Annotated in this window: 21 protein-coding genes and 6 pseudogenes; 16 read left to right on the forward strand and 11 right to left on the reverse strand. The window is 42.9% G+C overall.

What is annotated here, in order from left to right:
* Positions 1-7 precede the first annotated feature (7 nt).
* From ACFVQB_RS17970 to arsC, 4 genes are all read left to right on the forward strand, one after another.
* Positions 8-1,408, forward strand: a complete 1,401-nt coding sequence (locus tag ACFVQB_RS17970) for an NAD(P)-binding domain-containing protein (RefSeq protein WP_379441827.1) — start codon at positions 8-10, stop codon at positions 1,406-1,408.
* A 71-nt stretch (positions 1,409-1,479) separates the two neighbouring features.
* Positions 1,480-1,806 carry an ArsR/SmtB family transcription factor gene (locus tag ACFVQB_RS17975; RefSeq protein WP_379441831.1) on the forward strand — a complete coding sequence of 109 codons (327 nt, stop codon included), beginning with the start codon at positions 1,480-1,482 and terminating at the stop codon, positions 1,804-1,806.
* A gap of 73 nt (positions 1,807-1,879) precedes the next feature.
* Positions 1,880-3,181 carry an arsenic transporter gene (locus tag ACFVQB_RS17980; protein WP_379441834.1) on the forward strand — a complete coding sequence of 434 codons (1,302 nt, stop codon included), beginning with the start codon at positions 1,880-1,882 and terminating at the stop codon, positions 3,179-3,181.
* A 29-nt stretch (positions 3,182-3,210) separates the two neighbouring features.
* Complete coding sequence (gene arsC / locus ACFVQB_RS17985) at positions 3,211-3,630, forward strand: arsenate reductase (thioredoxin) (protein ID WP_379441836.1); 420 nt, start codon at positions 3,211-3,213, stop codon at positions 3,628-3,630.
* A gap of 31 nt (positions 3,631-3,661) precedes the next feature.
* On the opposite strand, the gene ACFVQB_RS17990 is transcribed toward arsC, so the two are convergent.
* From ACFVQB_RS17990 to ACFVQB_RS18005, 4 genes and pseudogenes are all read right to left on the reverse strand, one after another.
* Positions 3,662-4,372: a DUF421 domain-containing protein gene (locus ACFVQB_RS17990; protein ID WP_379441840.1), complete on the reverse strand. Its 711-nt coding sequence runs from the start codon at positions 4,370-4,372 to the stop codon at positions 3,662-3,664.
* A gap of 202 nt (positions 4,373-4,574) precedes the next feature.
* A pseudogene (locus ACFVQB_RS17995) lies at positions 4,575-5,811 on the reverse strand (MDR family MFS transporter).
* Positions 5,812-5,880: 69 nt separating this feature from the next.
* Positions 5,881-6,479: pseudogene (locus ACFVQB_RS18000) on the reverse strand (TetR/AcrR family transcriptional regulator).
* On the reverse strand, positions 6,476-7,375 hold the full coding sequence (locus ACFVQB_RS18005; RefSeq protein WP_379441843.1) for a LysR substrate-binding domain-containing protein: 900 nt from the start codon (positions 7,373-7,375) through the stop codon (positions 6,476-6,478). The pseudogene ACFVQB_RS18000 and the gene ACFVQB_RS18005 overlap by 4 nt, the downstream one beginning before the upstream one ends.
* Positions 7,376-7,538: 163 nt before the next feature.
* Between ACFVQB_RS18005 and ACFVQB_RS18010 the strand changes: the two genes are divergently transcribed.
* The 5 genes from ACFVQB_RS18010 (at position 7,539) to bglS (ending at position 13,239) form a co-directional block, all read left to right on the forward strand.
* Entirely contained in the window at positions 7,539-8,639 is a 1,101-nt protein-coding gene (locus ACFVQB_RS18010) for an extracellular solute-binding protein (RefSeq protein ID WP_379441845.1), read from the forward strand.
* A 12-nt stretch (positions 8,640-8,651) separates the two neighbouring features.
* Positions 8,652-10,433, forward strand: coding sequence for an ABC transporter permease (locus ACFVQB_RS18015; protein WP_379441847.1), 1,782 nt, complete (start codon positions 8,652-8,654; stop codon positions 10,431-10,433).
* Positions 10,417-11,502, forward strand: a complete 1,086-nt coding sequence (locus tag ACFVQB_RS18020; RefSeq protein WP_379441851.1) for an ABC transporter ATP-binding protein — start codon at positions 10,417-10,419, stop codon at positions 11,500-11,502. The genes ACFVQB_RS18015 and ACFVQB_RS18020 overlap by 17 nt, the downstream gene beginning before the upstream one ends.
* Positions 11,495-12,157, forward strand: coding sequence for a metallophosphoesterase (locus tag ACFVQB_RS18025; RefSeq protein ID WP_379441854.1), 663 nt, complete (start codon positions 11,495-11,497; stop codon positions 12,155-12,157). Before ACFVQB_RS18020 ends, ACFVQB_RS18025 begins: the two co-directional genes overlap by 8 nt.
* A gap of 368 nt (positions 12,158-12,525) precedes the next feature.
* A complete protein-coding gene (bglS, locus tag ACFVQB_RS18030; protein WP_379441858.1) occupies positions 12,526-13,239 on the forward strand; it encodes a beta-glucanase in 714 nt (237 codons plus the stop codon).
* Positions 13,240-13,314: 75 nt separating this feature from the next.
* Here the strand turns inward: bglS and ACFVQB_RS18035 are convergent.
* Positions 13,315-13,606, reverse strand: a pseudogene (locus ACFVQB_RS18035) (NAD(P)H-dependent oxidoreductase).
* A 150-nt stretch (positions 13,607-13,756) separates the two neighbouring features.
* On the opposite strand from ACFVQB_RS18035, the gene ACFVQB_RS18040 reads away from it, so the two are divergent.
* From ACFVQB_RS18040 to ACFVQB_RS18055, 4 genes are all read left to right on the forward strand, one after another.
* A complete protein-coding gene (locus ACFVQB_RS18040; protein ID WP_379441862.1) occupies positions 13,757-14,128 on the forward strand; it encodes a winged helix-turn-helix transcriptional regulator in 372 nt (123 codons plus the stop codon).
* A gap of 703 nt (positions 14,129-14,831) precedes the next feature.
* The gene (locus tag ACFVQB_RS18045; RefSeq protein ID WP_379441865.1) at positions 14,832-16,292 is read left to right on the forward strand and encodes a S8 family serine peptidase; all 1,461 of its coding nucleotides are present in this window, start codon (positions 14,832-14,834) and stop codon (positions 16,290-16,292) included.
* Between the two features lie 369 nt (positions 16,293-16,661).
* Positions 16,662-16,976: an ArsR/SmtB family transcription factor gene (locus ACFVQB_RS18050; RefSeq protein ID WP_064637503.1), complete on the forward strand. Its 315-nt coding sequence runs from the start codon at positions 16,662-16,664 to the stop codon at positions 16,974-16,976.
* Positions 16,973-19,471, forward strand: coding sequence for an FAD-dependent oxidoreductase (locus tag ACFVQB_RS18055; RefSeq protein WP_379441870.1), 2,499 nt, complete (start codon positions 16,973-16,975; stop codon positions 19,469-19,471). The genes ACFVQB_RS18050 and ACFVQB_RS18055 overlap by 4 nt, the downstream gene beginning before the upstream one ends.
* 131 nt (positions 19,472-19,602) lie before the next feature.
* On the opposite strand, the gene ACFVQB_RS18060 is transcribed toward ACFVQB_RS18055, so the two are convergent.
* Both ACFVQB_RS18060 and ACFVQB_RS18065 read right to left on the reverse strand, forming a co-directional pair.
* On the reverse strand, positions 19,603-19,941 hold the full coding sequence (locus ACFVQB_RS18060; protein WP_379442839.1) for a cupin domain-containing protein: 339 nt from the start codon (positions 19,939-19,941) through the stop codon (positions 19,603-19,605).
* A 124-nt stretch (positions 19,942-20,065) separates the two neighbouring features.
* Positions 20,066-20,893 carry a helix-turn-helix transcriptional regulator gene (locus tag ACFVQB_RS18065; RefSeq protein ID WP_379441872.1) on the reverse strand — a complete coding sequence of 276 codons (828 nt, stop codon included), beginning with the start codon at positions 20,891-20,893 and terminating at the stop codon, positions 20,066-20,068.
* 426 nt (positions 20,894-21,319) lie between these two features.
* Here ACFVQB_RS18065 and ACFVQB_RS18070 point away from each other — a divergent pair, with 426 nt between their 5' ends.
* Positions 21,320-21,700, forward strand: coding sequence for a hypothetical protein (locus ACFVQB_RS18070; protein ID WP_379441873.1), 381 nt, complete (start codon positions 21,320-21,322; stop codon positions 21,698-21,700).
* Positions 21,701-21,974: 274 nt separating this feature from the next.
* Here ACFVQB_RS18070 and ACFVQB_RS18075 read toward each other — a convergent pair whose 3' ends face one another.
* Complete coding sequence (locus tag ACFVQB_RS18075) at positions 21,975-22,334, reverse strand: MerR family transcriptional regulator (protein WP_379441874.1); 360 nt, start codon at positions 22,332-22,334, stop codon at positions 21,975-21,977.
* A gap of 101 nt (positions 22,335-22,435) precedes the next feature.
* Between ACFVQB_RS18075 and ACFVQB_RS18080 the strand changes: the two genes are divergently transcribed.
* Complete coding sequence (locus ACFVQB_RS18080) at positions 22,436-23,146, forward strand: SDR family NAD(P)-dependent oxidoreductase (protein WP_379441875.1); 711 nt, start codon at positions 22,436-22,438, stop codon at positions 23,144-23,146.
* Positions 23,147-23,462: 316 nt separating this feature from the next.
* Here ACFVQB_RS18080 and ACFVQB_RS18085 read toward each other — a convergent pair.
* The 3 pseudogenes from ACFVQB_RS18085 to ACFVQB_RS18095 form a co-directional block, all read right to left on the reverse strand.
* Positions 23,463-23,594: pseudogene (locus ACFVQB_RS18085) on the reverse strand (ABC transporter ATP-binding protein); the annotation flags it as partial.
* Positions 23,585-23,974 (reverse strand): annotated as a pseudogene (locus tag ACFVQB_RS18090) (permease prefix domain 1-containing protein); the annotation flags it as partial. The pseudogenes ACFVQB_RS18085 and ACFVQB_RS18090, both read right to left, overlap by 10 nt.
* 14 nt (positions 23,975-23,988) lie before the next feature.
* A pseudogene (locus tag ACFVQB_RS18095) lies at positions 23,989-24,171 on the reverse strand (PadR family transcriptional regulator); the annotation flags it as partial.
* 142 nt (positions 24,172-24,313) lie between these two features.
* On the opposite strand from ACFVQB_RS18095, the gene ACFVQB_RS18100 reads away from it, so the two are divergent.
* Positions 24,314-25,600 carry a diguanylate cyclase domain-containing protein gene (locus tag ACFVQB_RS18100; protein WP_379441876.1) on the forward strand — a complete coding sequence of 429 codons (1,287 nt, stop codon included), beginning with the start codon at positions 24,314-24,316 and terminating at the stop codon, positions 25,598-25,600.
* The last annotated feature ends 43 nt before the right edge of the window (positions 25,601-25,643 follow it).

Below are 25,643 nucleotides of genomic sequence, written 5' to 3' on the forward strand. Positions count from 1 at the left end.
CATTGATATGAAAAACGTTGAATTAAAACAAGTTAATTCTTGCTGTGCTCCCACTTTAGAGAAAAAGAAGGTTTCCCCTTCGGAGTCTTTAAACCAAGGAGATTTAACCCATCTACCTATTGTTATCATTGGTGCAGGACCTATTGGGTTGGCTGCAGCAGCTCATCTGATCGAAGCGGGTCAATCGTTTATTATTCTTGAGGCGGGGACTAAAGTAGGTGGGAATATTTCCCAATGGGGCCATGTTCGTCTGTTCTCACCATGGCAGTATAACGTAGATAAAGCGGCTGGACGATTGTTAACCAAGAAGGGATGGATTGCCCCCGCCCAAGACGATTTACCGACGGGGCATGAACTTCGAGATCTGTATTTACTCCCGCTCGCAGAACTTCCAGAGATTCAGTCCAATCTTCATTTAAATTCACGTGTTGTGGGCATCAGTCGCAAAAATACAGATAAAATGAAAACAGCGAGCCGAGAAAAACAACCCTTTATGATCTACGTTGAAGAGGAGGGTAAGGCCAAGCGGTATGAGGCGAGAGCTATCATTGATGCTTCAGGAACGTGGGGGCATGCTAACCCTGTACTCGCCAGCGGCGTGTTGACTCCTGAGGAACAAGCTCTACGTAACCATATATTCTATGGCATTCCGGATGTGTTGGGGGGTGATCGAGAGCGCTATACAGATAGACATATTGCTGTAGTAGGAAGCGGTCACTCTGCCTTGAATACATTACTTGATCTTGCCAAGCTCCAAGAATTAAATTCCGGAATGACACTGACCTGGATTATGAGAAAAGACCACGTGAAGGAAGCATATGGCGGTGAAGCGAATGATCAGCTCGAAGCGCGAGGCGAACTGGGACGTCGTATTCATGAACTGGTGGATTCCGGAAAAATCACTGTTGTTACACCGTTCCATATTCAGGAACTGAAGCAGAAAGGGAAGCAGATTACCATAAGCGGAGAACAACCTGGTGTGATACAGGTGATAGCAAATATAGATGAGATCATCGTGAATGCCGGAAGTCGGCCTGACTTGTCCTTCCTTAGGGAGCTACGCTTGAGTATCGACCCGACCACAGAAAGTGTGGCAACCCTTGCTCCGTTAATCGATCCGAATGTTCATAGTTGCGGCACTGTTCGTCCTCATGGGGAGAAGGAATTGCGTCATATGGAACAAGGATTGTATATTGTTGGGATGAAAAGTTATGGGCGTGCGCCAACCTTCCTGATGGCTACCGGATATGAACAAGTTCGTTCGGTGGTTGCTTTTCTGGCAGGTGACCTGGAGGCAGCTACAAAAGTAGAACTGGATCTACCTGAAACGGGTGTATGCAGTCTGAATCGTCCACAAGTACAGGTAGCCGAGCAAACAAGTGATTGTAGTTCATCCTGTTCCAATTAATAAAATTGACATTAAGACTTTTGCATTATAATATAAGCATGTGCTTATATACACAGAAGGAGGTAAGTGATATGGATTCTATTCAAGAAGCATCGGAAAAGTTAAAATTGCTGGGCGATAAGACACGTCTGACGATACTTACACTCCTCAAAGAACGTGAATGGTGCGTGTGTGAGTTTGTAGACATTCTGGACATGTCACAACCTGGGATAAGTCAGCATTTGCGCAAGTTAAAGGATCAAGGCTTGGTTAAAGAGAATAAACGTGGACAATGGGTATACTACTCTTTGAATGTAGAGGATACACCTTATATTAAATCTGTGTTGGAATTTATGCCGGATTCTGCAGTCATTCTTAAGTCTTTAAATAAAGAGAATATTTCATCCGTATGTAATTAATTTTTGGGTAATACATAAGAATATTTTTATATATTTATGTGGATATGATTGATTTGATCGGAGGCGTATATGTTTGTTTTCGTTTTCTACTTTTCTTGCTTGCATTATCTTTTTGATAACGTTAGTCCTCGTCATCTGGCAGCCTAAAAACCTGTCTATAGGCTGGTCTGCTTGCGGTGGAGCAATTCTGGCGTTGCTTGTTGGCGTAGTTAATTTCCAGGATGTTTGGGATGTTACGCAAATGGTATGGAACGCCACGCTTGCTTTTGTGGCCATTATTATCATCTCATTGATTTTGGATCGTATCGGTTTCTTCGAATGGGCAGCCTTACATATGGCGAAGGCAGCTCATGGCAGAGGTGTTCGGATGTTTGTATACGTCTCAATCTTGGGAGCTGTAGTTTCTGCTTTTTTTGCTAATGACGGAGGAGCACTGATTCTGACCCCAATTGTTCTGGCTATGGTGCGCGCACTGAATTTTGATGAGAAAAAAGTGTTTCCCTTCATTATTGCCAGCGGATTTATTGCGGATACAACTTCATTGCCACTGGTTGTAAGTAACCTGGTAAACATCGTGTCTGCCGATTTCTTCGGTATTACGTTCATGGAGTATGTAGGCAAAATGTTTATTCCGAATCTGTTTTCACTGGCTGCAGGTATCGGTGTGTTGTATCTCTTTTTCAGGAAAAGCATTCCCAAGCGGTTTGATGCCAGTGAACTGAAAGCACCAGTAACAGCGATCAAAGATCTGAAGATGTTCCGGTTGTCATGGATTGTACTTGGCATCCTGCTCGTCGGTTACTTTGGCAGTGAGTTTGTTGGTGTACCTGTATCTATTGTGGCAGGAGTCGTTGCTATATTCTTCCTGATTATGGCTTCTCGAAGCTCCGCAGTACCGACTAAAGTAGTCGTTAAGGAAGCGCCTTGGGCGATCGTATTCTTCTCTATCGGTATGTATGTCGTGGTCTATGGCTTGCGTAACGTGGGTCTGACGGATCTGCTGGCCGTAGTCATCCAGGCCGTGGCAGATCAAGGATTGTTTGTCGCAACGCTTGGTATGGGCTTTATTGCTGCGATCATTTCATCTTTGATGAACAATATGCCTACGGTCTTGATAGATGCACTCGCCATTGACGCAACAACTGCTACGGGAACCGTTCGGGAGGGGTTGATCTATGCCAATATTATTGGCTCCGATCTAGGTCCCAAGATTACACCGATTGGTTCACTGGCAACACTGCTCTGGCTTCATGTGCTCAGCACCAAAGGCGTCAAGATTTCATGGGGCACCTACTTTAAGACAGGTATCATTATCACAGTTCCGACTCTACTTATTACGCTAGTGGGTCTATATCTGTGGTTAAGCATTCTATAAATTCAAACAACGAGGAGAAGACGATGAACATGAGCAAAAAAACACTTTATTTCCTATGCACAGGCAACTCGTGTCGGAGCCAAATGGCTGAAGGTTGGGCCAAGAAATATCTGAGTGAGGACTGGAACATTTATAGCGCAGGAATCGAAGCTCACGGTTTGAATCCAAAAGCAGTGGAAGCGATGAAGGAAGTAGGTATCGATATTTCAAGCCAGACTTCGGACATCATTGACTCCGAGCTACTGAACAATGCAGATTTCGTCGTCACTTTATGCGGGGATGCGGCAGATAAATGTCCGATGACCCCTCCACAAGTGAAACGGGAACACTGGGGATTCGATGATCCCGCGAAAGCGCAAGGTTCAGAAAAAGAGAAATGGGCTGTATTCCAAAGGGTTCGTGACCAGATTGGGGAGCGCATGAAGACTTTCGCTGAAACTGGAAAATAACACGAAAAGCCGGGAGTAACTTTTCCCGGCTTTATGTCATATTTCTAATGATAGTTCGGTTTTTCTTTCTCTTTCTCGGTATGATATAGAGCGTTCCATCCTCGCCATATTCCGCGTAAGCTATATCCTTAATATTGTCATATCCCTGTTTTTGCATCTCGATTCTTACCTTATCCATATCAATGTGCTTTCCTCTCATCGACATTTTCAGTAATTCCCCTTTATCAATCACTGTAATAGCAAAACTATCGGAATATGTTTCGAGGCCCAAATCTTGGGCAGAAGGTGGTTCATATTCAGGTTTGCGAAGGACGGACAGAGACCCGTCTATTTCTAAGACAGCATGTTTGACCTCTTGAAGCGAAAAAACATTCTGTTTTCGAAGCATCGAGAGCAGTTGTTTAAACTCAATATCATATTTCTTGAGCAAGCTTTGATTCACCTCTCCATTATCAATTAAAAGAGCAACCCGGCCTTCTGCTACATAGCCGAATTTTACAAATCGGGTTGTTACTTTCTCAAAAAGGTAAGAGAGTGCACTCCAGACTGCCAATGCATATATAAGTTGAGATATGTTTACCTGATCATCATAAAGCGTATTCCCTACAATTTCACTGAGTACTAATGAAGATAGGAAGTCTAGTGGTGTAAGTTGGCTGAGCGTTTTTCTACCAGTAATAAAAGTGATGGCCCATAGCCCAAAAAAGCTAATTACTAGTTTGATGGTTAATTCCATAAACATATTTATCTAACCTCCCAAATGAACAAATCATTGATGAATATATACCCGGTCGATTAGATTGAAAACATACATAACATGTAAGTTTAGAGGGAAGAAAAAATGGAGCCTACTATCTTTAAGATAGTAGGCTCCATTTTTATTATATATTCTTTTAATTTTGTCTCTTATTTTGTCTGTATTGTTTTTGATCAAATGCTTTGAATTAATTTACCGCAGGTTTTGTTTCAGTCTTACCCTGCTGATTCTTTAACGTCTCGACAGGTTCCTCAATTACTTCCGCACGTTTAATGAAGAAAACTAATAGTAATGCGACAATATTAATGCCAAGTGCGATATAGAATGAATATTGGATTCCGGCTAGTAACGCTTCTTGGGTTAATAAAGCTTTATTGGCTGCTGTCAGGGTTGTTGGATCAACACCTGTCATTAAATCTTCAGCTCTTGTTTTTGTCACCGAATTCATAATCGTAATCAGAATAGCCGTACCAATCGAACCGGACACTTGCTGAACTGTATTGTTGACAGCTGTACCATGTGGATTTAAGCGTGTTGGCAATTGATTAAGGCCGTTTGTCATAATAGGCATCATCACCATTGCCATACCAAACATACGCAGAGTGTATACAAGGATAATATAGGCGTGACTAGAGTCGATTTGCAGGTTTGCCAACATGTACGTTGAGACAGCTGTAATCGTAAGCCGGATTACGCCAAGAACCCGTGGACCATATTTATCAAATAGTCTACCTGTAATAGGTGACATGATCCCCATTATTATCGCACCAGGCAACATCATTAAACCTGAATCAAGTGGTGTAATACCTCTTACGTTTTGTACGTATGCCGGTGTTAAAATCATTCCGGAAAACATGGCCACTGCGTTTACAATCGCAATAACGGAACCAAGGGCGAACATCGGATACTTGTAAACCCGTAAATCCAATAATGGTTCATCCATTTTTGATTGACGTACAATGAAGGTCATAATATTCTACAATGAAACCTGATAATGTTGGCCCGATTGCAGGGGCTGTAATCATAACTAATCCGAAAATACCCATTGCTGTTCCGCGTTTTTCTCGCGGGAAGCTTACCAGCATAAAATTCATTAACAGTGGTCCCATTACTGAGGAGCCTGCTGCTTGAACCCTTCTTCCTGTAAGTAATAAACCAAAATTTGGTGCAATGGCTGCTATGGCCGTACCTAAAGTGAAAATGGCCATGGAGGTAATAAATAAACTTCTATTTGAGAAACGTGTTAATAAAAATGCTGACGCCGGAATCAATATACCGCTGACAAGCATATAGCCAGTAGAAAGTCACTGGATCGTGGAATAATCTTTATTGTTTAAATCCACCATAATGGATGGTAACGCTACATTTAAGAGCGAGTTATTTAGAAATGAAACAAATGCACCAATAAAAAGAATGGCAATCATTAAATAGGGTGTTTTTTTTCTTGTAAAGCTGAATCCATATATTTGTTTTCTCCTTTTGTACACTTCTGTTTATTGAATTTTTTTAAATCCTCTTTTTAGCAGGTCCATTTGCTCACCAAAATTTTTTAAAGCTTCTTCGTATGTTAAATCCTTCACGAATACTTGAATAAGGTTATCAAAAGTTACAGCTAAATAATTTTTAAAATATGCTGTAGTTCTCGTTCCCCTTGTATATTTAAATTTTCCGTATTCATTAAGGCAATGATGGGTAACAGATGATTATCCCTATTTTCTTCATAAATGTTCTTCGTAAATGTTTTTTCCGTTTTATAATTCATATTTAAAAAAGCATTTCTAAAAAAGTTTTTGTGTTCTTGATTGGTGTGATTCTGAATCATAAATTGAAATGAATCAATAAAAGCTTCGAATATATCTCCGTTATTCTCCTTTAAAGCTGCAATAAATCGGTCACTATTTTTCTGCGAGGACTGGTTCAACAGATAATAATATAGATCTTCTTTTTCCTCGAAGTATTGATAAAAACTTCCTCTAGAGATCCCCGCGTCTTTGATAATATTGGCAATGGATGCTTCGTGTTTGTCATATGTGGGAAAGGCGAAAGATTTATGGTGGGGGAGTACAGGCAGGATAATTAATAAAGTACTCATCCGTTTCGAGCTGAAAAGCTTGTAACAAGCATGCGCCAAAACAGGCTTAATGCTGGCGTAACCAGTTTATTCCGGTGTCTTACTGCATAGATCGTTCTAAATGGAGTCCAGTCGGGAATAGGGCAGGCTTTTAGTTCTCCTTTTTGCAGTTCCTGAATAATGGAGGCTTCAGACACCATGCCGATACCAAGATTAAGGCGAACAATGGATTTCAGTGCCTCGGAACCGGATATTTCAATGGCATGGGTGAACTGGACCTCATGTGCATCCGCCCATTGATCAATCAGCGTGCGACTGCTTGAGCCCTCTTCATGGGCAACGAGCGGATATGCCTGCAAATCCTTGGGTCGAACGATACTTTGGCGAGCCAGCGGATGATCGGGATGGAAAATAATGACGAGATCATCCTTCATCAGTGGTTCAAAGATCAGATCGGCATCATCCGGGGAAGTGTGGGAGATAACGCCCACATCCAATTCGAAATACTTTATTTTCTCCATTATGTAGCGTGCCGGTTTTACATCAAGACTCAGGAGCAGATTATGCTGCTGTTTGAAATCGGATAACAATGCTGGAAGCATATATGTGGCGGGTGTGTGGGTACTTCCGATCAGCAATCGGCCAGTCTCGGAGCCCCTGTGGTCATCCAGAGTACGGAGCATTTCCTCGTTCAGGGCAACAATCTGACTGGCATAGTGGTACAGTGCCTTGCCAGCTTCCGTCAATTTGATGACATGATAGGTTTTGGTATGAAACAGAGCAATCCCGGCATCCTCCTGCAGTTTGTTCAAATGGAATGTCACTGTCGGTTGTGTAATATTCAGCTTATGTGCGACTAAGTACAGCTTTTGCAATTCCACTACGTAGACAAACACCTTCAATTGCTGCAAATTCATCCGTTAACGTCTCCTTTTCGCCTAAACATTGATAGCATCTATAATATCATATAATACATTAATATCATTTAAATTAGCGTTTACTTTCCCATAATATGAATCTCCAATAATAGCTTTAGGATGAAGAGAGGTTCAACAAGCAACATATTTGAGGGGGAGAATAATGAATAACATTTGGCGAAAAAGATTAAGCGGAATGAGTTTGCTGCTCGTACTGGTTACGGCAGGATGCGGAGGAGGAACGATAACAACAGGGAGTGGATCATCTAACGGCGACGCTGCAGCACCGGTCTCTTCTACAGCTGAAGGCAGCAGCACACTTGCCCAGGAGGACACAGGAGAGACCATCTATTTGTATGGGAATGACTTTGTGGATATTGTGGCACCCGAATTTGCCAAACAGACCGGATACAAAATAGAGGCTGTACATTATGGCGGCGGAGAGGCCTTGGCCAAAATTGAAGCCGAGCAAGGCAATCCGCAGTGGGATGTTGTCATGATGGACGGTCACGGATCAATTCGCAGCCTGGCTGAAAGGGGATTTTTGATGACGGACTGGACTCCTGAAAATATCGGTAACCTGACCGAATACGGCTCCTCGCTGGTTCCCGAGGACCACGCGTATACTCCAATCAGTATCCATGCATCAGCGGTTATCGCCTATAACACCAATCGTCTTACCAAGGAGCAGGCGCCCAAGACCTGGGATGAGTTTTTTGAATACAAGGGCACCGCAGGTCAGGCTGATCCGGCAGTTGCGGCACCTGCATATCCACTCGTTTCTGCACTGTTTTATAAGTGGGGCATCGATCAGGGTGAGCAGAAGTATACACAAATGATGAGTAATGGTCTCAGAGTTTATCCCAAAAACGGTCCTCTGGGCAGTGCCCTTGTCTCAGGGGAAATCGATATTGCAGCGCTGCAGGAGAGTAACGCATATGACCTGAAGTTGTCCGGGGAACCCGTCGATCTGATCTGGCCGGAAGAAGGTGCACCGGGAAGTCTGCGTGTTGCTGTCATCAGCAAACATACCAAAAACCCTGCCGCAGCAAAGGCCTTTGTAGAGTTCATGCTTGAACCGGAAACGCAGCAGATGTTAGCTTCCCTCGATTCATCGGATAGCTTCTTTACACCATTGGTAGAGGGAGTAGAAGCGAGGAAAGAACGCGAAACGAATGCAAATTTCATTCTTCCGCCAGCCGAGTGGGCCGCTGAGCACGAGGTACAGATCAAAACCTGGTTTGCTGACCAGAACGTAAATTAAGAGGAACAACCTATGAAAAATTCCGGAACACGTTGGGGAGTTGGCGTAGCTCTTCTGTTATTCATCATGATCTTTCTGCCGCTGCTTGCGGTTCTGTTGAACGCGATTTTGCCCGGCTTGTTTTTTGGCAACATACAATTTCAGGGCTTCGGACTGCTCGGGGAGATTTTTCACCGTCCCTTGTGGCGTCAGTCCTTGCTTAACTCCGTATGGCTTGGCATAGGAACTGCACTTCTTGGCACGTTGATTGGAGCCTCGCTAGCTATGGTAAGAGCACGCTGGAACTTTGCATCTGGGCGTCTGTTGGATGCCGGAGTCTGGCTGCTGCTCATCGCGCCCTCATTCATGCTGGCGCAAGGATGGGTTCTGTTTGCTGGTGCCGACGGACTTGCCAGCCGATTGCTCGGTATGAACTGGGTGACAGCTGCTCTGTTTCAACCATCTGGGCTTATGGTCATTATGGCCCTGAGCAAATTTCCTCTGGCTTATCTGACGGTTCTTGCTGCAACTGAATGGAATGTCAGCCAGTACGGACATGCTGCCCGTTTGAATGGCGCACACCCATGGACGGTATGGCGCACGGTGGAGTTACCGCTTGCGGCTCCTTCCATTGTAGCGGGAGCTACGCTGGTATTTATAGATACTGTCGGTGATTTTGGTCTGCCGGCGGCATTGTCCACCGTCTACCGTTTTCCTACACTCACATATTCAATCTATTCTGCCATCTATCAATCTCCTGTTCGTTTTGATATGGCCGGAGTGCTTGCTTTTTATCTGGTTGTACTACTGGCAATCGCCATGACCGTTCTGCTGTTGTCCCTGCGCAGATCCAGGTTTGATTTTTTAAATGCGAGAGCGGTCAGAATGCTTAAGGTTAGACCGAAGAGCACACTCCTTCTAAATGGAGTAACAATTGTATTTTTAATGATGAGTATCGGTATTCCGGTGGGAAGCAGTCTGTGCATTTCCTTGATGAAAAAGGCTGGTAACGGATTGGTTTTGCCAAATTTGACCCTTGAGCATTATCTTTCCCTGTTTGCAGGGTCATCCGTGGACCACACACAGCTCAGTTTTGTTGAGGGCATGCTCCATTCATTGACGATTGCTGCAATCGCGGCAGGCATCAGTATCATCATTGGATTCATCGTAGCTTATGTTCTTACATTTACGGAATTTAAAATGAAGGGCTGGCTGCAGTTATTTTCGATTATATCGCTGGCTGTGCCGGGGATTGTGATGGGTATCGGTTACATTTTTGTCTGGAATCAAAAGTGGCTGGAGGCATTCAATCTGCATCTCTATGGGACCCCCTCGCTGCTTGTGATCGCAGTTATTGCAGGCGCCATTCCATATGCCGTACGTGTTCAGTTGGGTTCTTTCGGCACCATCTCGTCCTCTATCCTGAATGCCGCGGCAGTGCAGGGAGCAGGAACATTGGCACGAATGCTGCACATTGTTCTTCCCTTGGTACGCAGATCATTGCTGCTTGCCGTCCTGACTGCCTTTGGCACAAGTGTATTCGATCTTGCTCTGACCTCCATGCTGCAGCCGGCCAATTATGTGCTGATGCCGCTTGTGATTGATCAAGCCTTTGAGTTTGGTCGTTATGGTTATGCAACCGCAGCAACTGTTCTCAGTGGAGGGATGGTTCTCCTGATCATTGTACTCATCCAATTTGCAGGAGAGACCATATTTAAGTGGAGCGATCGCCGAGAGGGGAACAGAACCAAGATACAGGAAAGGCATACCAATACGGGACAACAAGGAGGCTCACCATATGAATTCAATTCTTAAACTGGAAGGGGTGCACAAGTCCTTCGACAAACAGGTCGTGCTCAGGCCGATGTCTTTTGCTCTGAATCATGGGGAGAGGATCTGCATTCTCGGACCTTCGGGATGTGGAAAATCCACCTTGCTGCAACTGATTGCGGGACTGCTGAGAGTGGATGGAGGAAGCATTGAAATGGACGGAAAAAGAGTGGACAGTAGCCAGCAGTACATCCCTCCAGAAAAGCGTCCGGTAAACATGGTGTTCCAGGATTATGCCCTGTGGCCACATATGACAATTCGCCAGAATATCGAGTATGGCATGAAACGCGGCAAAATCGGCTCCATTGTTCGTAATCAGCGATTGGATCACCTGCAAGCGATGCTGCAGTTGGACGGGCTGCTGGACCGTCTGCCCTCCCAATGCTCGGGTGGGCAGCAGCAACGCGCCGGAATGGCACGTGCGCTGGCAACGGAACCTTCTATACTGCTTATGGACGAACCGTTATCCAATCTTGATGTGAAGCTGAGGACTGAAATGCGAAGTGAACTGGGGCGTCTTTTGTCGGATCTGGAGACCACAGTGCTCTATGTTACCCATGACATGCTGGAAGCTTTTACTTTGGCTGACCGGATTTTGGTGCTTCGCGAAGGACGAATCGATCAGTTTGCCGAACCTCAGCAATTATTTACGCGTCCGGCAACGCCTTGGGTTGCCCGATTAATGGGATATCATAATCGGCTTAACGGGATCTATACAATAGGAGCATCATCCGTCATGATTGCAGGCCAGTGTATTGCAGGGAAAATGATAGATCAAGGAGTTAGCGGACAGCCAGCGATAATTATGCTTCACCCGGATCAATTAAAGCTTCGTGCAACAGAAGAGGAAGGAAATCCTAATGAGATCAGGGGGACGGTTATACAAACCATTTTTGAAGGCATACATTGGAGAGTAATTATCGCAACAGAGGATCATCAACGTATTCATGCTTTTCATGCTGAGTCACTGGAACTGGGCTCGGCATGCTGGGTTCAATGTTCCCCAGAGCAAACGATGATCTATCGGGGAGGAGTACACACGGAAGATGAGTAGACTGCTGGCCGTGTCTGATATACACGGACATGGACATCTTCTGAAGCAGCTGCTGGCTGCTTCAGGTTATAATCCTGACAGGGACCGCCTCGTCCTGTTGGGAGATTACGTGAATAAGGGCCCGGATTCCTGGGGAACGCTCCAGTTGGTGCATGATCTGACCAAAAAAGGGGCCATTGCCTTACAGGGGAATAATGAACGCAAGTGGCTGCGTTCCATGCCGGATTCAATCCCTGCAAGCCATGATGAGATCGTATATGTCCGCAAATTTTTGGATCAAATGCCGTTATGGTATACATGTGATTCCTATTTGTTCGTACACGCCGGCATTCGTCCCGGAATTCCGCTAGACCATCAAACCGCTGAAGATCTGACCGAGATCAGACAGCCATTTTTTGAAAGCCCGGTTAACCCTGAATATACAATAGTATTCGGTCATACCTCGACGTACCGCTTTCTTGTTCCTCCATGGCAAATATGGATTGGAGCGGGCAAAATGGGGATTGATACAGGAGCCGGTCACGGATATTATGTCAGTCTGATTGATCTTACACATCGCTTGCAATGGTACGTTTCTGTCCATTCTCCCTCGACTGTCAGATGTTCTGTCATCCCCGACACATCCGGGCTGGAAGACAATAGCATATACTCATAGACTGCAAAATAAGCGTTTCTGAAATGATCTCTTACCTGATAAATTCAATTGAAAAAACAACCGTTCCTGCTGAAATAGCGGGAGCGGTTGTTTGAATTTTACCCGAAGGCCGGGGAAGCAAATAGGATGGCTGCAATAAAAACAAGCTGCAAAACCAGGCGGAATGTAGTTTTTCCTCACGAAGATCTTTAGAACTGAATATCTATCTTTAAAGATTGCTATAGTTACCCCATTCACATCCATATAGAATGGAAACACCAAACATGTAAGCGTTTTACATATCTACTGCGGCAAGAGGAGCTACTCGTTTTTCGGGGATTACTTGCCCAAACTCCATACATGTGTGGAATCCTTCATGGAGGTGTGTGATGAAGAGGAAGTCTTGGTACACTTTGGTGGTGGTAGGTGTGGTATCTTTATTTGTTTCGGTAAGTGCTTTCGCAAGTTATGTATTCTGGGAACCACTAACTTATTTTAACCCGGAAACATGGCAAAAGGCAGATGGTTATTCCAACGGAGATATGTTCAATTGCACGTGGCGGGCCAACAATGTCAATTTTACGAATGATGGGAAGCTCAAGCTGGGTTTGACAAGTTCTGCGTACAACAAATTTGATTGCGGAGAGTATCGTTCCACTAATAATTACGGATACGGACTGTATGAAGTCAGCATGAAGCCTGCCAAAAATACGGGCATAGTCTCCTCCTTTTTTACGTACACAGGACCTGCTCATGGCACACAATGGGATGAGATTGATATTGAATTCTTAGGGAAAGACACAACCAAAGTGCAGTTTAATTATTTTACAAATGGGGTCGGTGGTCATGAGAAGGTTATTAACCTTGGGTTTGATGCATCGCAAGGGTTCCATACCTATGCTTTTGACTGGCAACCAGGGTATATCAAATGGTATGTTGATGGTGTATTGAAGCATACTGCAACCAGCAATATCCCCGTAACACCTGGTAAAATTATGATGAATATATGGAATGGAACCGGGGTGGATAGCTGGTTAGGTCCTTATAACGGTGCCAATCCATTGTACGCAGAATACGATTGGGTTAAATATACGAGTAATTAATGATGCAGAAGCAGCCGCTCACCGGCTGCTTTTTTTATTTGGTTTGAAATTACAAGATTACAATTAAAGTAAAGCCTAATGTTTCTTGGCATAATTCAACCCTAAGTGATGAGCTTGGTTAAGCAGCATCTCATAATGCTGGGGATTGGAATCCAAAGTCTCATATAAAAATTCAACCTTGGAACTGGAAACACCGCAATAATCGGCAATTCCCACATTCTTTAAAACAGGGTCAAAGCCAATCTCATGTAAATCCAATATCTCATAGTCGTGGCCAGCCTCGGAAAGACCCTTGTACGAAACGATCGGCAACCTTAAAGGTAAGAGAATCTTTTCTCGAATGCGAAACAACAATTAATACTCTCATAATTATATCTTCACTACCTTTCTGAGCAGCTAACTCGTAGTCATGATCAATGGCTGGTGCTATTATAAACAGTAATTAAAACAACCTGGACTGAAGTGAATAAATGTTATGTTCTTAGCCAAAAACAGCGTTTTAACGGAGGAATAAAAGATGACTGAAAATAGAGGAAGTAGCGTTCAAAAGAAATACAAAGTTGGAGTGGAGGCGGCTTTAGAAGTAATGGGAGGGAAATGGAAGCCGTTGATCATCTATCATTTGATGACAGGACGAAAACGGTCATCGGAGCTTCGGCGGTTAATACCTGACATTACGCAAAAAATGCTGACCACTCAACTAAGAGGTCTGGAAAAGGATGAGATTGTTGCACGAAAGATTTATAAAGAAATCCCACCCAAAGTGGAGTATGAGTTAACGGCCTACGGCTGGGGATTAAAACCCGCGCTAGACCATTTGTGTTATTGGGGTGAGGAACACCTGGAGAGAGTTCACGGGGACAAATCCAAGGTTTTGGAAGAGTTTTGAGGCAGTACAGCGTGAAAAAAATCTCTCATGACAAGCGTAGATGACAACCAGTCCTACTTTTATAAAATTATGAAGGTATTCCAATAAGGTTGAAGAATACCCTATTAGAGGTAGAATACAAATTTTAAAGGGGAATGAAATGAGTAAACGGCTTACTAAGAATATACCGATATGGTTTCTTTTTGTCGGGATAGTGGTATTTATTCTACTGTGTATTAATTTTGTTGAAATGAATACTAGAATTAATATGCTTGCATTGGTAATTTTGAATATTGCTAATACAATTCGATTGTGGAAGAATGATCGTCAGTCAGCAATGATGTTTCTATTGATAGGTGTTCTGTGTACGTTCTTTCTTATCAAGTCATTAATTTTATATTGATTTGAACCCTGACCCATGCATCTGTTATCCATCATGCTGTGGACTTAATCACAACAGAACATGAAATAGTCATTCATGATATGATGGAAAGTCAAAAAGCCAATAAATACCACAGCTTCTGCGTGTTTAACGGCTTTTCTTATGATGTTCCTTTTCTAAATAACTCTCCGGCCAATTGCAACCATTGTTCTTTAATTAATTTCGGATTCTGAAATTATTACCGTAAACTGAATTGCACTAGCGGAAGACTAAAGTTCGATAAAACTATTCAAATACCAGTTGGAACCCTGTCATTGAAAATAATAAATATGAGGTGCCAAAATGAGAAAGAATTTTCCTGATCCTACATGGGCAAGATTAGGATTTTCCGAGCCTCCTGATTTTCATAACTCAGGTAAAAATATTGGAATTGTTATTTTAGATAAGCTTACCCCACATGATGCTATTAGCCACCTAGGTTCTCGAATTAAGTACATAACTGTAAATGAAGACTTATCTATTGTTAGTAGGAATATAGCTTTTGATTCTCCTTCGGAACTCTCCGATGATAGCGGAGAACATGGTCTTATGACTGTATTATCATTAACGCATCAACCTTTCGAATTGCAAGGCAAAAAATATGTTGGAATTGCACCTGCAGCTAATTATATCGTTCTTGATCATGCTGCTTTTAAAGACGGTGAGGGAGAGCGTTTGAAATCGGGCATGGATTGGATTATGAGCAAACAGCTTGAATGGAATATTAAGATCATCTTGTGTATGGGATGGCATGCTGGAGATAATCAGGTTCGTCTAAAAAACACCATAGAAAACTCTACCGTTCAAGCCCTTGATTCAGCTGTTAAGCAAGGTGTATTGGTTATTTGCGCAAATGGAAATACGCGATTAATAAATATTCTACCTCCCCAATCCTTTTTTGCAGTGGGTGGTTACAATGATTTAGGTAACCAAAATCGAGCTAAGCATGTAGCTTACCCGGACGAGCCTTATGGACGAAACAGCGATGGTCACTTTAGACCTGACGTGCTGGCACCAAGAGTATATCTAACAATTCCATTTTGCGAAAACAATAAAGAGGTATCTAGAGTTTCATACTATTGGGGAACTTCTGGCGCAGCTACACTTGTCGCAGGTGTTGCTGCATTTCTATTTTCCAAGTACCCCAACCTAGATGCAGATACACTACGAAGTGCATTCGTAGAATATGGGGACCCGTTAATCGGTTATGACAATCCTGCACCAAGAGTGAATGTGGCTAAGATTGTTAATGCTTTAAACGAAGGTTTCCTATCAAAAAGAATGAAAAACAAATGTGTCTCTTTACAAGTAAAGGACCCTTATATCTCTATTCACTCCGACGATGACATAGAAAGAGGTTTAGCCTTATCAAATCTCATTCAGAACCAATTATATTTACGAGATGCATTATGGGATTTCACTAAAGATGAGTCTCCAGTAATCAGAAAAATCGCCGTTTCTGCTTTAGGTAGACCAGTCGATGATCTGGAGAGAAGACGGTTCTGGAATCAATTAATGGAGGAAAAAGAGGGAGGCGTACGTGGCTGGTATACTTACGGACTGTTAACAGATGCAGGAAAAGATGAATTCACCATGTGGATTCCTTTAGCTACGGATATAAACTGGTCGGTCCGCTGGTGTGTGAGTGAGTACTTAGCTAAGTTTCCAGATTTGTACCCGCAGCTTGAAAAAACACATGATCCAGATTCAGTTGAAACCAAGGCATTCATTATATTAGATTGGTTAAATGAACATTTAATATGAGTTAAAGTATGCTGAAATTGATTGTCCTATAGCTGGGATTTTAAGTAATTGTTTGTGGAATCATAACGATTAGAGAAGCAGGAGTCGACATGGAAGAACGGACCGATTTTGAATGGACATATCAAATAACCCCCAATTTGTTAGAAGTGAATAACAGATTGGGGAGAGTAAGACGTAGGCATCAGATTGTACGTTATAAGGAATATTTATTGTGCATCCTCAGGAATTAATTTTTAGGATTAACATATTAAAAGATACACCTTACCTAATTGATTATTGATACAGGGTCATGAGCATAAGGTGAAAATATTTTGACATTCCAATTTATATATCGTAATATTACGATATAACGATTCGGGAGGGGTAATTTTGAACACTGAAGCTTTTGATAGCACTAATTTAAAACAGTTCGATGAACCTGCTAATTTACTGAAAGCTCTATCTCATCCGATTCGTCTGTGCATTGTGCGTGGGTTGATGCGAAAAAAGAAATGTAATGTTTCATATATGCAGGAGTGTCTGGACCTCCCGCAATCAACAGTGTCTCAGCATTTGCAGAAGCTGCGCAGTGCAGGGATTGTAACGACTGAGCGCAATGGTCTTGAAGTAAATTATGTGCTTGCCGACCAACGGATTGAACAGATGATCCCTATTTTGTTTGGAGAGGAAGATTGTGAATCATGAGCAAAAAAATACTGATTGTGGGCGGAGTAGCAGGTGGTGCATCAGCAGCTGCCCGTCTGCGCCGTCTAGATGAACATGCCGAAATTATCATATTTGAAAAAGGACCCTATATATCATTTGCCAACTGCGGCTTACCTTATTATATTGGCGGCTCGATCGAGGAGCGAGAGCGTCTGCTGGTCCAAACTCCTAAAGGTATGGCCGATCGTTTTAATATTGATGTGCGTACACAAAGCGAGATCGTCGCTATTGATCCCAATACTCGTACAGTTCAGGTACAAAGCCAGGAGCGTGGTCCTTATGAAGAAAGTTATGACGAGTTGATTTTGTCACCAGGTGCAAAACCAATTATTCCCGATCTGCCGGGTAAGGATAATCCACTAATTTATACAGTGCGCAGCATTCCAGATATTGATCGCATCAAGGAGCAAATAAATTCATCTAACAACGGTTCATCGATTGTTATAGGTGGAGGGTTTATTGGTGTTGAAATGGCGGAAAATTTAAAGGAAGCCGGATTGGAAGTAACGTTGGTAGAGGGTAATGGTCAGCTGCTCACCCCATTTGATGCTGAGCTGGCAGCAGCATTGGCACAGGAAATGGAGCAAAATGGGGTGAAGCTGCTGTTTTCCCAGCGTGTACAGGGCTTTCGTTCACTTGAGCAGGGCATTGGTGTTGAGCTTGCTGATGGTCGTGTTCTGACAGCTGACCTGGTTATTCTTGCGATAGGAGTAACTCCAGATACAGCTTTTCTGAGAAATAGCGGAGTTTCCCTGGGAACACGTGGACATATTATGGTCAACGAAGCTCTCGAAAGCAGTGTGCAACATATCTATGCTGTTGGTGATGCCATTGAAGTAACTGAAACCATTCATGGCACAAAGACAGCTATTCCGCTTGCTGGACCTGCCAACAAACAGGGACGCATTGTTGCAGATCGTATTGCCGGACTAAGTTCCATCTACAAAGGAACACAAGGGACAGCCATTATTAAAGTGTTTGGAATGACCGGAGCAGCCACAGGCAGTAATGAGAAAACACTAAAGCGTCTCGGCATCGATTATCGAACTGTAATCGTGCATCCTGCATCTCATGCATCGTATTATCCGGGTTCCAGCGCGATCACTCTTAAACTGCTGTTTACACCGGCAGGTAAAATTTTAGGCGCACAAGCAGTTGGTTATGACGGTGTGGATAAACGGATTGATGACATTGCTGTAGCCATTCATTTTGGGGGTCACATCAGTGATTTGACAGAGCTCGAGTTGAGTTACGCGCCACCGTATTCCTCTGCGAAAGATCCAGTTAATATGGCTGGTTATGCAGCTGAAAATATTACGGCTGGACGTGTAGAAACGTTCACCTATGATCAGCTATCTGAACGCCAGCCGGAGCAGTCGATATTGCTGGATGTACGCAGTGAGCTGGAGCATCGCAATGGGAATATTCCGGGTTCGTTAAATATTTCAGTGGATGAGCTTCGTCAGCGGTTAGATGAATTAGACTCAACCAAGGATATCTGGGTATACTGCCAGGTTGGTCTGCGTGGATATACGGCTTCGCAGATTTTGCGTCAGCATGGCTTTAATGTGAAAAATCTGAGTGGAGGTTATAAAACATACCGCCAAGCACAATTTCGGCCCGCTCCAATTTCTACCGGAAACGATGAAAATATTGACGAGCAGGATCAGAACAACAATCCGAAACATGCTGTAAAGGAAACAGAGCTCTCCAATCCAATCTCTGCACAGCCACAGCGTATCGATAACGAGTTGAACGTGTGCGGTTTAAGTTGTCCCGGCCCGCTGATACAACTTAAGCAGAAAATGGATCAACTATCGAATGGAGAGACCTTGCGGGTGAAAGCTTCCGATCCAGGATTTTATGAAGATGTGAAAGCATGGGCAACCATGTCTGGCTCCTCGCTCCTACACTTGGAACGATCCAAAGGCGGTACGATTGAAGCTGTAATTGCCAAGAATACCATGCAGACCGCATCTTCAGCTATGGAAACTTCTAAAGAGGAGCCTGCCAGCACAATGGTTGTCTTCAGTGGCGATCTGGATAAAGCGATTGCTTCTCTTATTATTGCGAATGGAGCAGCAGCAAGTGGACGTAAAGTAACCATGTTCTTCACTTTCTGGGGATTAAATATTATTCGTAAGCATCAGCCGCAGCCTGTATCCAAAACAATGATCGGCCGCATGTTTGACATGATGCTACCACGTAGTAGCCAGAAGCTTGGCATGTCCAAAATGAATATGCTTGGAGTTGGTCCAAAGATTATTCGAGGCATGATGAAGAATAATAATGTTGCTTCTCTGGAAGAACTGATGCAGACCGCAACTGCGCAGGGAATTGAGTTTGTCGCTTGCCAGATGTCCATGGATTTAATGGGGATTCAGCGTGAAGAATTAATGGATTCAGTTAACATTGGTGGAGTGGGCTACTATCTTGGGCAGGCAGCTCATGCAAATCATAATCTATTTATTTAAAATCGATTTATTAGTAAACCATTCAACTGTTCAGTGACATGTGTTATCTTAAAAAGCAAAAGCCCCTTCGTTTCTGAAGGGGCTTAGTTTCGTTTATTTCATTTAACGTGCGACGAGACGTAGTGGGCTGTTTACGCGGACTCAGTCCCGCTAGTGTTTCCTTCACTTTTAGGTTCCATCAACATGATATGACATTCCTTTTCGGCAGAGGGTTTGATCTCGAGTCCCCTCGGGACAATAAACATCTCATCCTTAGAGATTCTCACCTGACCATCACGAAAATCAATAATCATCTCGCCTTCAATCACGAAAAATAACTTATCGGTTTCGGGATGAACATGCCATTCATAATCGCCAGCAATCTTAACGATCTTAAATTGATAGTCATTCATTTCACCAATTAATTGGGGTGACCAATTATCGTTTATTTTAGACAGTTCCTCGCTTAGTTTAATCGATTGATAATGGATAGTAAGCCCTCCTTATTTTTCACCTACATTATAATGCTGCATACGCAATTCAGACATGATGTTTCCTTAGCCTGCCATAAGTATACTGATTTAATTTTGGCTTTAAAATGGATGCCTGTTGAAGTTAGCATGGATTATTGATGAACTTCTGTCGATATTCAGTAGGAGAAAATCCAAATTGTTTCTTGAACACTTTACTAAAATAAAAGGGGTCAGCAATTCCAACCGTTTGTGCAATTTGCTGTACGGGCACATCACTTGTAAATAGCATTTTTTGTGCCATGTTTATACGGTATTTTAATAGATATTCTGCCGGTCCCATTCCTGCATGTTTTCTGAATACGTAAGAAAGCCGATTTCGATTAACGTTATATTGTTCTGCGAGCGATGTTATGGTAAGGCCATGATAGTAGTATTCATGGATATAATTAGATACCCGTTCGAATAAAGCCTGTGACTCACTGCTCATTTGTCTATTCGCCACGCTTATTAAGGCTTCGTTCAGCACATCGCGAAACAGCATTTCAGTCTGAAACATCGAAATGCCTCCACGTTGATTATACACATGCCATAGCTGCTTAATTAATTCCATAAGACGAGGGGATTGTCCCGTTGATAATTCAAAATGTTGATGGGAAAAGCTTGACTCTTCTAGTTCTGAGCTGCATATACGGTATAAAACAAGGATATATTCCCAGTTAGAGTTATCAAACATTTGTTTATCCAATTTCATTTTTGCACCACCATGCACCACTTTTCCTGGCGAAAGAATATATGGCTTTCCATTAAAATGAAATTGTATCTTTCCTGTAAGGGGAAACACAAATCCAGGAAAAGAATCTGTATAGTCAGCGTGAGGCACCCCTGGATCTCTAGCATATCGATATATTCCTTCTACTTGAAAAGGAATGTGTGCAAAATGTTCTGCTAACTGATTCACGTCTATTTTCACGTTGCGTACCTCATTTCGATAGTAGGTTACCGATAATCCTGAAATTAATCATTACATCTTATTTAAACATTATTGATAACCATTTCACAAAAAAAGAAAATATATTTTGATATAATAGATATTGATTGTTAATTACGCTGTCGAAGGAAATTTATAATGAGGTTTTTTTGGTGGGAAGCCGTGTTTTATTGCGTTATGTTTGTACTTGTCTTTTTTATGATATTCAATGATTATTCTCCAGTCTTGACAGTAGGAGTTGGAATGGGTGCCACCCTTGTTGCTTTTATAATCCACGTTTATTATCCTTTAACGCTGGAAAAGCGTATGGACCGAGTGGAGTCCTTTTTATGTAGGCAGAAAAATAGCCCGGGACTTTACATTAATTATGTTTTTGCGAACAGACTTGAGGATGAGGCCATATTAATTATGGAGCAGCTTATGCGTAAATATAAGCAAGCAACGGCACTGGCGCCTTACAAGGCGGCTTACGGCGTTTATCGCAAGGATATGGCTTCTGTTCGGAAAGCCTTGCCAAATATCCGCTTTTCCGATTACCGAGCTTATTACGAAACGATTCTACTATCGGAGGACGGGGAAAGTGGTCAAGCGCGAGAACGCCTTGAGTCAATCAAGAAGCCATGGATGAGATCAGCGCTGCTCGCGGAAATAGAACTCAAAGCAGGTCACCGCGAAGCAGCCATCGAGCATGCTAAGGAAGCTCTAAATTCGTCTAGAGGCGTTCATCGTTATGTGTTATATAAGGAATACGAAAGGTTATTACCGCAAGCTGTTGAGTCACTCGCTTAGTCAGGCAGTTCTCTTGCCCTGGTTCGGCAACAGGCTGGCCTGTGAAGGGAACGGTGCAGTCCCGAAATGATAGCTTGATAAAACCAAAAAGGCAGTCGATCAACGTGATCGACTGCCTTTTTGGTTCAACGTCTTATTTGGCTGATGACGGCGGAAGAGGCGTAGAGTACAGTGCACTTCGGAAGATAACATTCCCGATCCTATGTGGAAACATTATTAGGGACTTGCTATTACTTGGAAATCCAAAAGTTTTGTCTTTAGGACACGACTTATCTTAATAATTTTCTCCGCGATAATAGCGCTCCAATTTGTTATCCAAATGAACGAGCTGCGCTTTTTTCTCCTCGATATCTTCCAGTAACTTTTGCCGCTGATCTTGAATCAGTTTGGTTCTTTCCGGTAGGGTTGAGGTTCCTTCATTTACTTTGTCATAATACGTTTTGATGTCCTCCACACTCATCCCGGTTTCGCGAAGACATTTGATAAAAACCAGCCAGTTCAGATCATCTTCCGAGTAAAGACGGTTATTCTGCTCACTTCGCGCAGCAGGCTTCAACAGGCCCTTTCTTTCATAAAAGCGTATCGCTCCGATAGTGATCTCGACTTTCTTGGCCACTTCTCCAATCGTTAACATGCTAACCCTCTTTTATCAAAATTTATTGTTGACCTACACTAAGTGTAGCATAGTAACTTATACATTGTTAATGAATTCAAATTAGAGAAAGAAGGATTCGCATGAAAAAGACCGCTTTTGTAACTGGAGCAAATAAAGGAATCGGATTCGAAATCGTTAAGCAGTTAGGTCAAGCCGGCTGGAAAGTTGTCCTTGGTGCACGCAGCGCCGGACGGGGCGAAGCGGCTGTTTCCGAGTTAACTTCTGAGGGGTTAGACATAGGATTTGTGCAAATCGACATGAGTGACTTGGAAACTATCAAAAAGGCAGCCGCTACGATTACCAAGGATTATCCGGACTTAAAGCTTTTGATTAATAATGCTGGTATGCCTGGTGCTTTCTCTCGTTCTTTTACGGATACCAAAGAGGAGGATCTGAGGAACGCTTTTGAAGTCAACTTTTTCGGAACCTTCCGTCTGAACCAGCGTTTGTTTCCGTTAATCAAAGATAACGAAGGCACAATCGTTAATGTATCGACCGACATGGCTTCTCTGGATCATATGCAAAATGCTGGATTTGCTTTAAACGCATTCGACTATAATTCATCCAAAACGGCCAACAACGCCATGACAGTTTCGATGGCTTATGAACTCAAAAGCAGTAGAGCTCAAGTATTTGCGGTTACGCCCGGATTCACATCAACAGACCTTAATGGCAATGCTGAAGGCGGTAAGTCGAAAGAAGCCGCCGCTGCGATTATTGTAGGTTATGCAACTGATGGCAAACATCATAACGGCGAATTCTTGGATGAGAAGGGCGTGTACGCCTGGTAATCCACAGCTGTCAAAACACTGCAATTTCTAATTACATTTCGAAATATACAAAGAGGTAACAACGTCAATAACTTCACTGACCGCGGTTGTCAGTGAAGTTATTTTATCATAATGACTATCATTGATTACCGAGATGGATGATTGATATCACTTGATAAATCGTGATCAGTTAAAGGAGGAGCGGAAGAAGGGAACCACTGATAAACTTTGTTTCAGGTGATCGATTCGGAAGTATATTGGATCCTAAATCCAAGCGCAAGGAACGTCCAAGCATAACGCTCATGTCGCTAAAAAAGTGTTTTTTTACCGTTTCCATTTACTTTGCCTCCTTTTTGCTAATGATTGCGAGGAATATATCCTCCAATGTCGGCTGTTTTTCGATATATTCCACCTTTGCGGACGGGATCAACTTTTTAAGATCCGAGAGTGTTCCGCTGGAGATACATTTTTGAGGGTCGCGTTCTTAAACGAAACTTCGTTCAGTGCCACCTTGTCAAACTTGACGCCGGTCAATCTTATACCTGTGAATTTAGCTTGGTCCAGTCCCGATTTGCTGAAGGTAGTGCGTACAAGGATCGATTGATTGAAGCTTACATTTGAAAGGTCAAGGGTGGAGAGGTTGGCAACCTCCTGTACCGTTTGCTCAATATCGCCGATGCTCTCGATGGTCATCTCAAAAGCAGTCTCATCATCCTTGCCCTCGGCTTTGAGATCACGGAATCGCTCCTGCAAATCGGATTGCAGGTCTGCTTATAATTCAGTGACGCTTTTTACCCCATCGTACGGTGCGAAAACGCCGTTCAAATCGTTGGTCAATTTCTCATTCATAACCTCATCACTCCTTATAATGAGTTTTCAAGAGCGCGCTTGGCGTACTCCCAGTTGTCTTTGTTGCTGTCATACGTTGTCTTACCCTTTTCGGTAATCCAAAAATATTTACGACGTCCACCTTGAGATTCATCGCCCCAATACCACTCGATATCGCCCTCCGCTTCAAGTCGCCGAACGCGGGAGTACATTAGCCGGAATTTCGCTTTAATTTTAGCAGGTGGGTACGTGTTTAATTGTTTAATTTTAGTATTATCAAACTAAGACAAAATTTGCTAAAGTAATGTAAAGTTACTCTAACTAAAATTACAGCTGTGCTGGCGGAGGATAGGACGAAGTATGAGAAAGTTTTTGAGTGAGCAGTCCATTGAGGCATTTAGATCGATCATTAATTACAATCCGGATGCCATCTTCATTGTTTCCAACGAAGCAAAGATCGTAGAAGTAAATGAAGGGGTTACAGAGTGTTTAGGCTATAAAAAGGAAGAAATTATAGGTTCATCCTACAAAGATATATTTTGTATCCATCAGCTTGAGTTGATTAGCCAGTTTTTCTTAGAAGTTTTAAAGGGTGCATCCTGTCAATACGTTGCCGAAGCTTATCATAAAAATGGAGATATCGTTCATTTGCAAATTAAGCAAGTTCCCTTGTTCTTTGAAGGGAAGGTCAATGGTATTTTTGGAGTGGCTAAAAACATTACTGAGCAAAGGCAGTTGCTCACGGCTTTGAAAGAAAGTGAAGAGCGCTATCGATTGTTAGCAGATAACTCCCTCGATCTTATCCAACTGATTAATCTTGACGGAATTGTGGATTATGCTTCTCCTTCTCACAAAATGGTACTTGGGTTTGATCCAAAAGAATACATAGGCAAATGGGTATTCTACCAACCGAATGAAGAAGTCGATGAAAATTTTCGTACGGTTTTTATGAGTATGCTGCTTTTACAAAAGCCCTTCACCTATGAGATACAACGTCAGCATGAGCAGGGATTTCCGGTATGGCTAGAGTTGAAAGGAACACCGATGTTCGATGAGTCCGGTGATTTTAAAAATATGATGCTTATCGGAAGAGAAATAACAGAACGAAAAAAGTACCAGATACAACTGGAGCAATTAAGTTATCATGATGCCCTAACCGGAGCACCTAACCGAAGATTTCTAAATAAAATGTTAAGTGATGCCTTGAGTGGAGAAAAAACAGACGTGGGTCAGCTGGCTGTCATGTTTGCGGATCTAGACAATTTTAAGCAGATCAATGATACATTAGGGCATGATGCTGGGGATGAATTGCTTCGTCAATTTGTGAAGAGGGCAGGAGCTTGCCTTCGAGAACACGAGGTTTTGGCCAGAATGGGTGGTGACGAATTCGTTTTTGTAATTCCCAAAGTTCAATCCTCCTTAGACGTCAGGCTAATGGCTGAAAATATCTTAGAATCGTTGCAACATCCCTGGAATATAGACGGGCAGGAGCTATATACTACTTCCAGCATAGGAATTGCCTTTTATGAAAAAGACGATACAGTAAAAGAACTGCTTCAAAAAGCAGATGCGGCTCTCTATCTTGCTAAAGCGGAAGGGAAAAATGCATATCGCATATTCTCCTTCCTTGATTCGTCAATTTCCTAGAGTGAATACCGCACGGATGATTCCATGGCTAAAACCAACGAAA

Origin of the sequence: Paenibacillus sp. NPDC057886, from assembly GCF_042796655.1 — a bacterium.
Taxonomy (GTDB): Bacteria; Bacillota; Bacilli; order Paenibacillales; family Paenibacillaceae; genus Paenibacillus.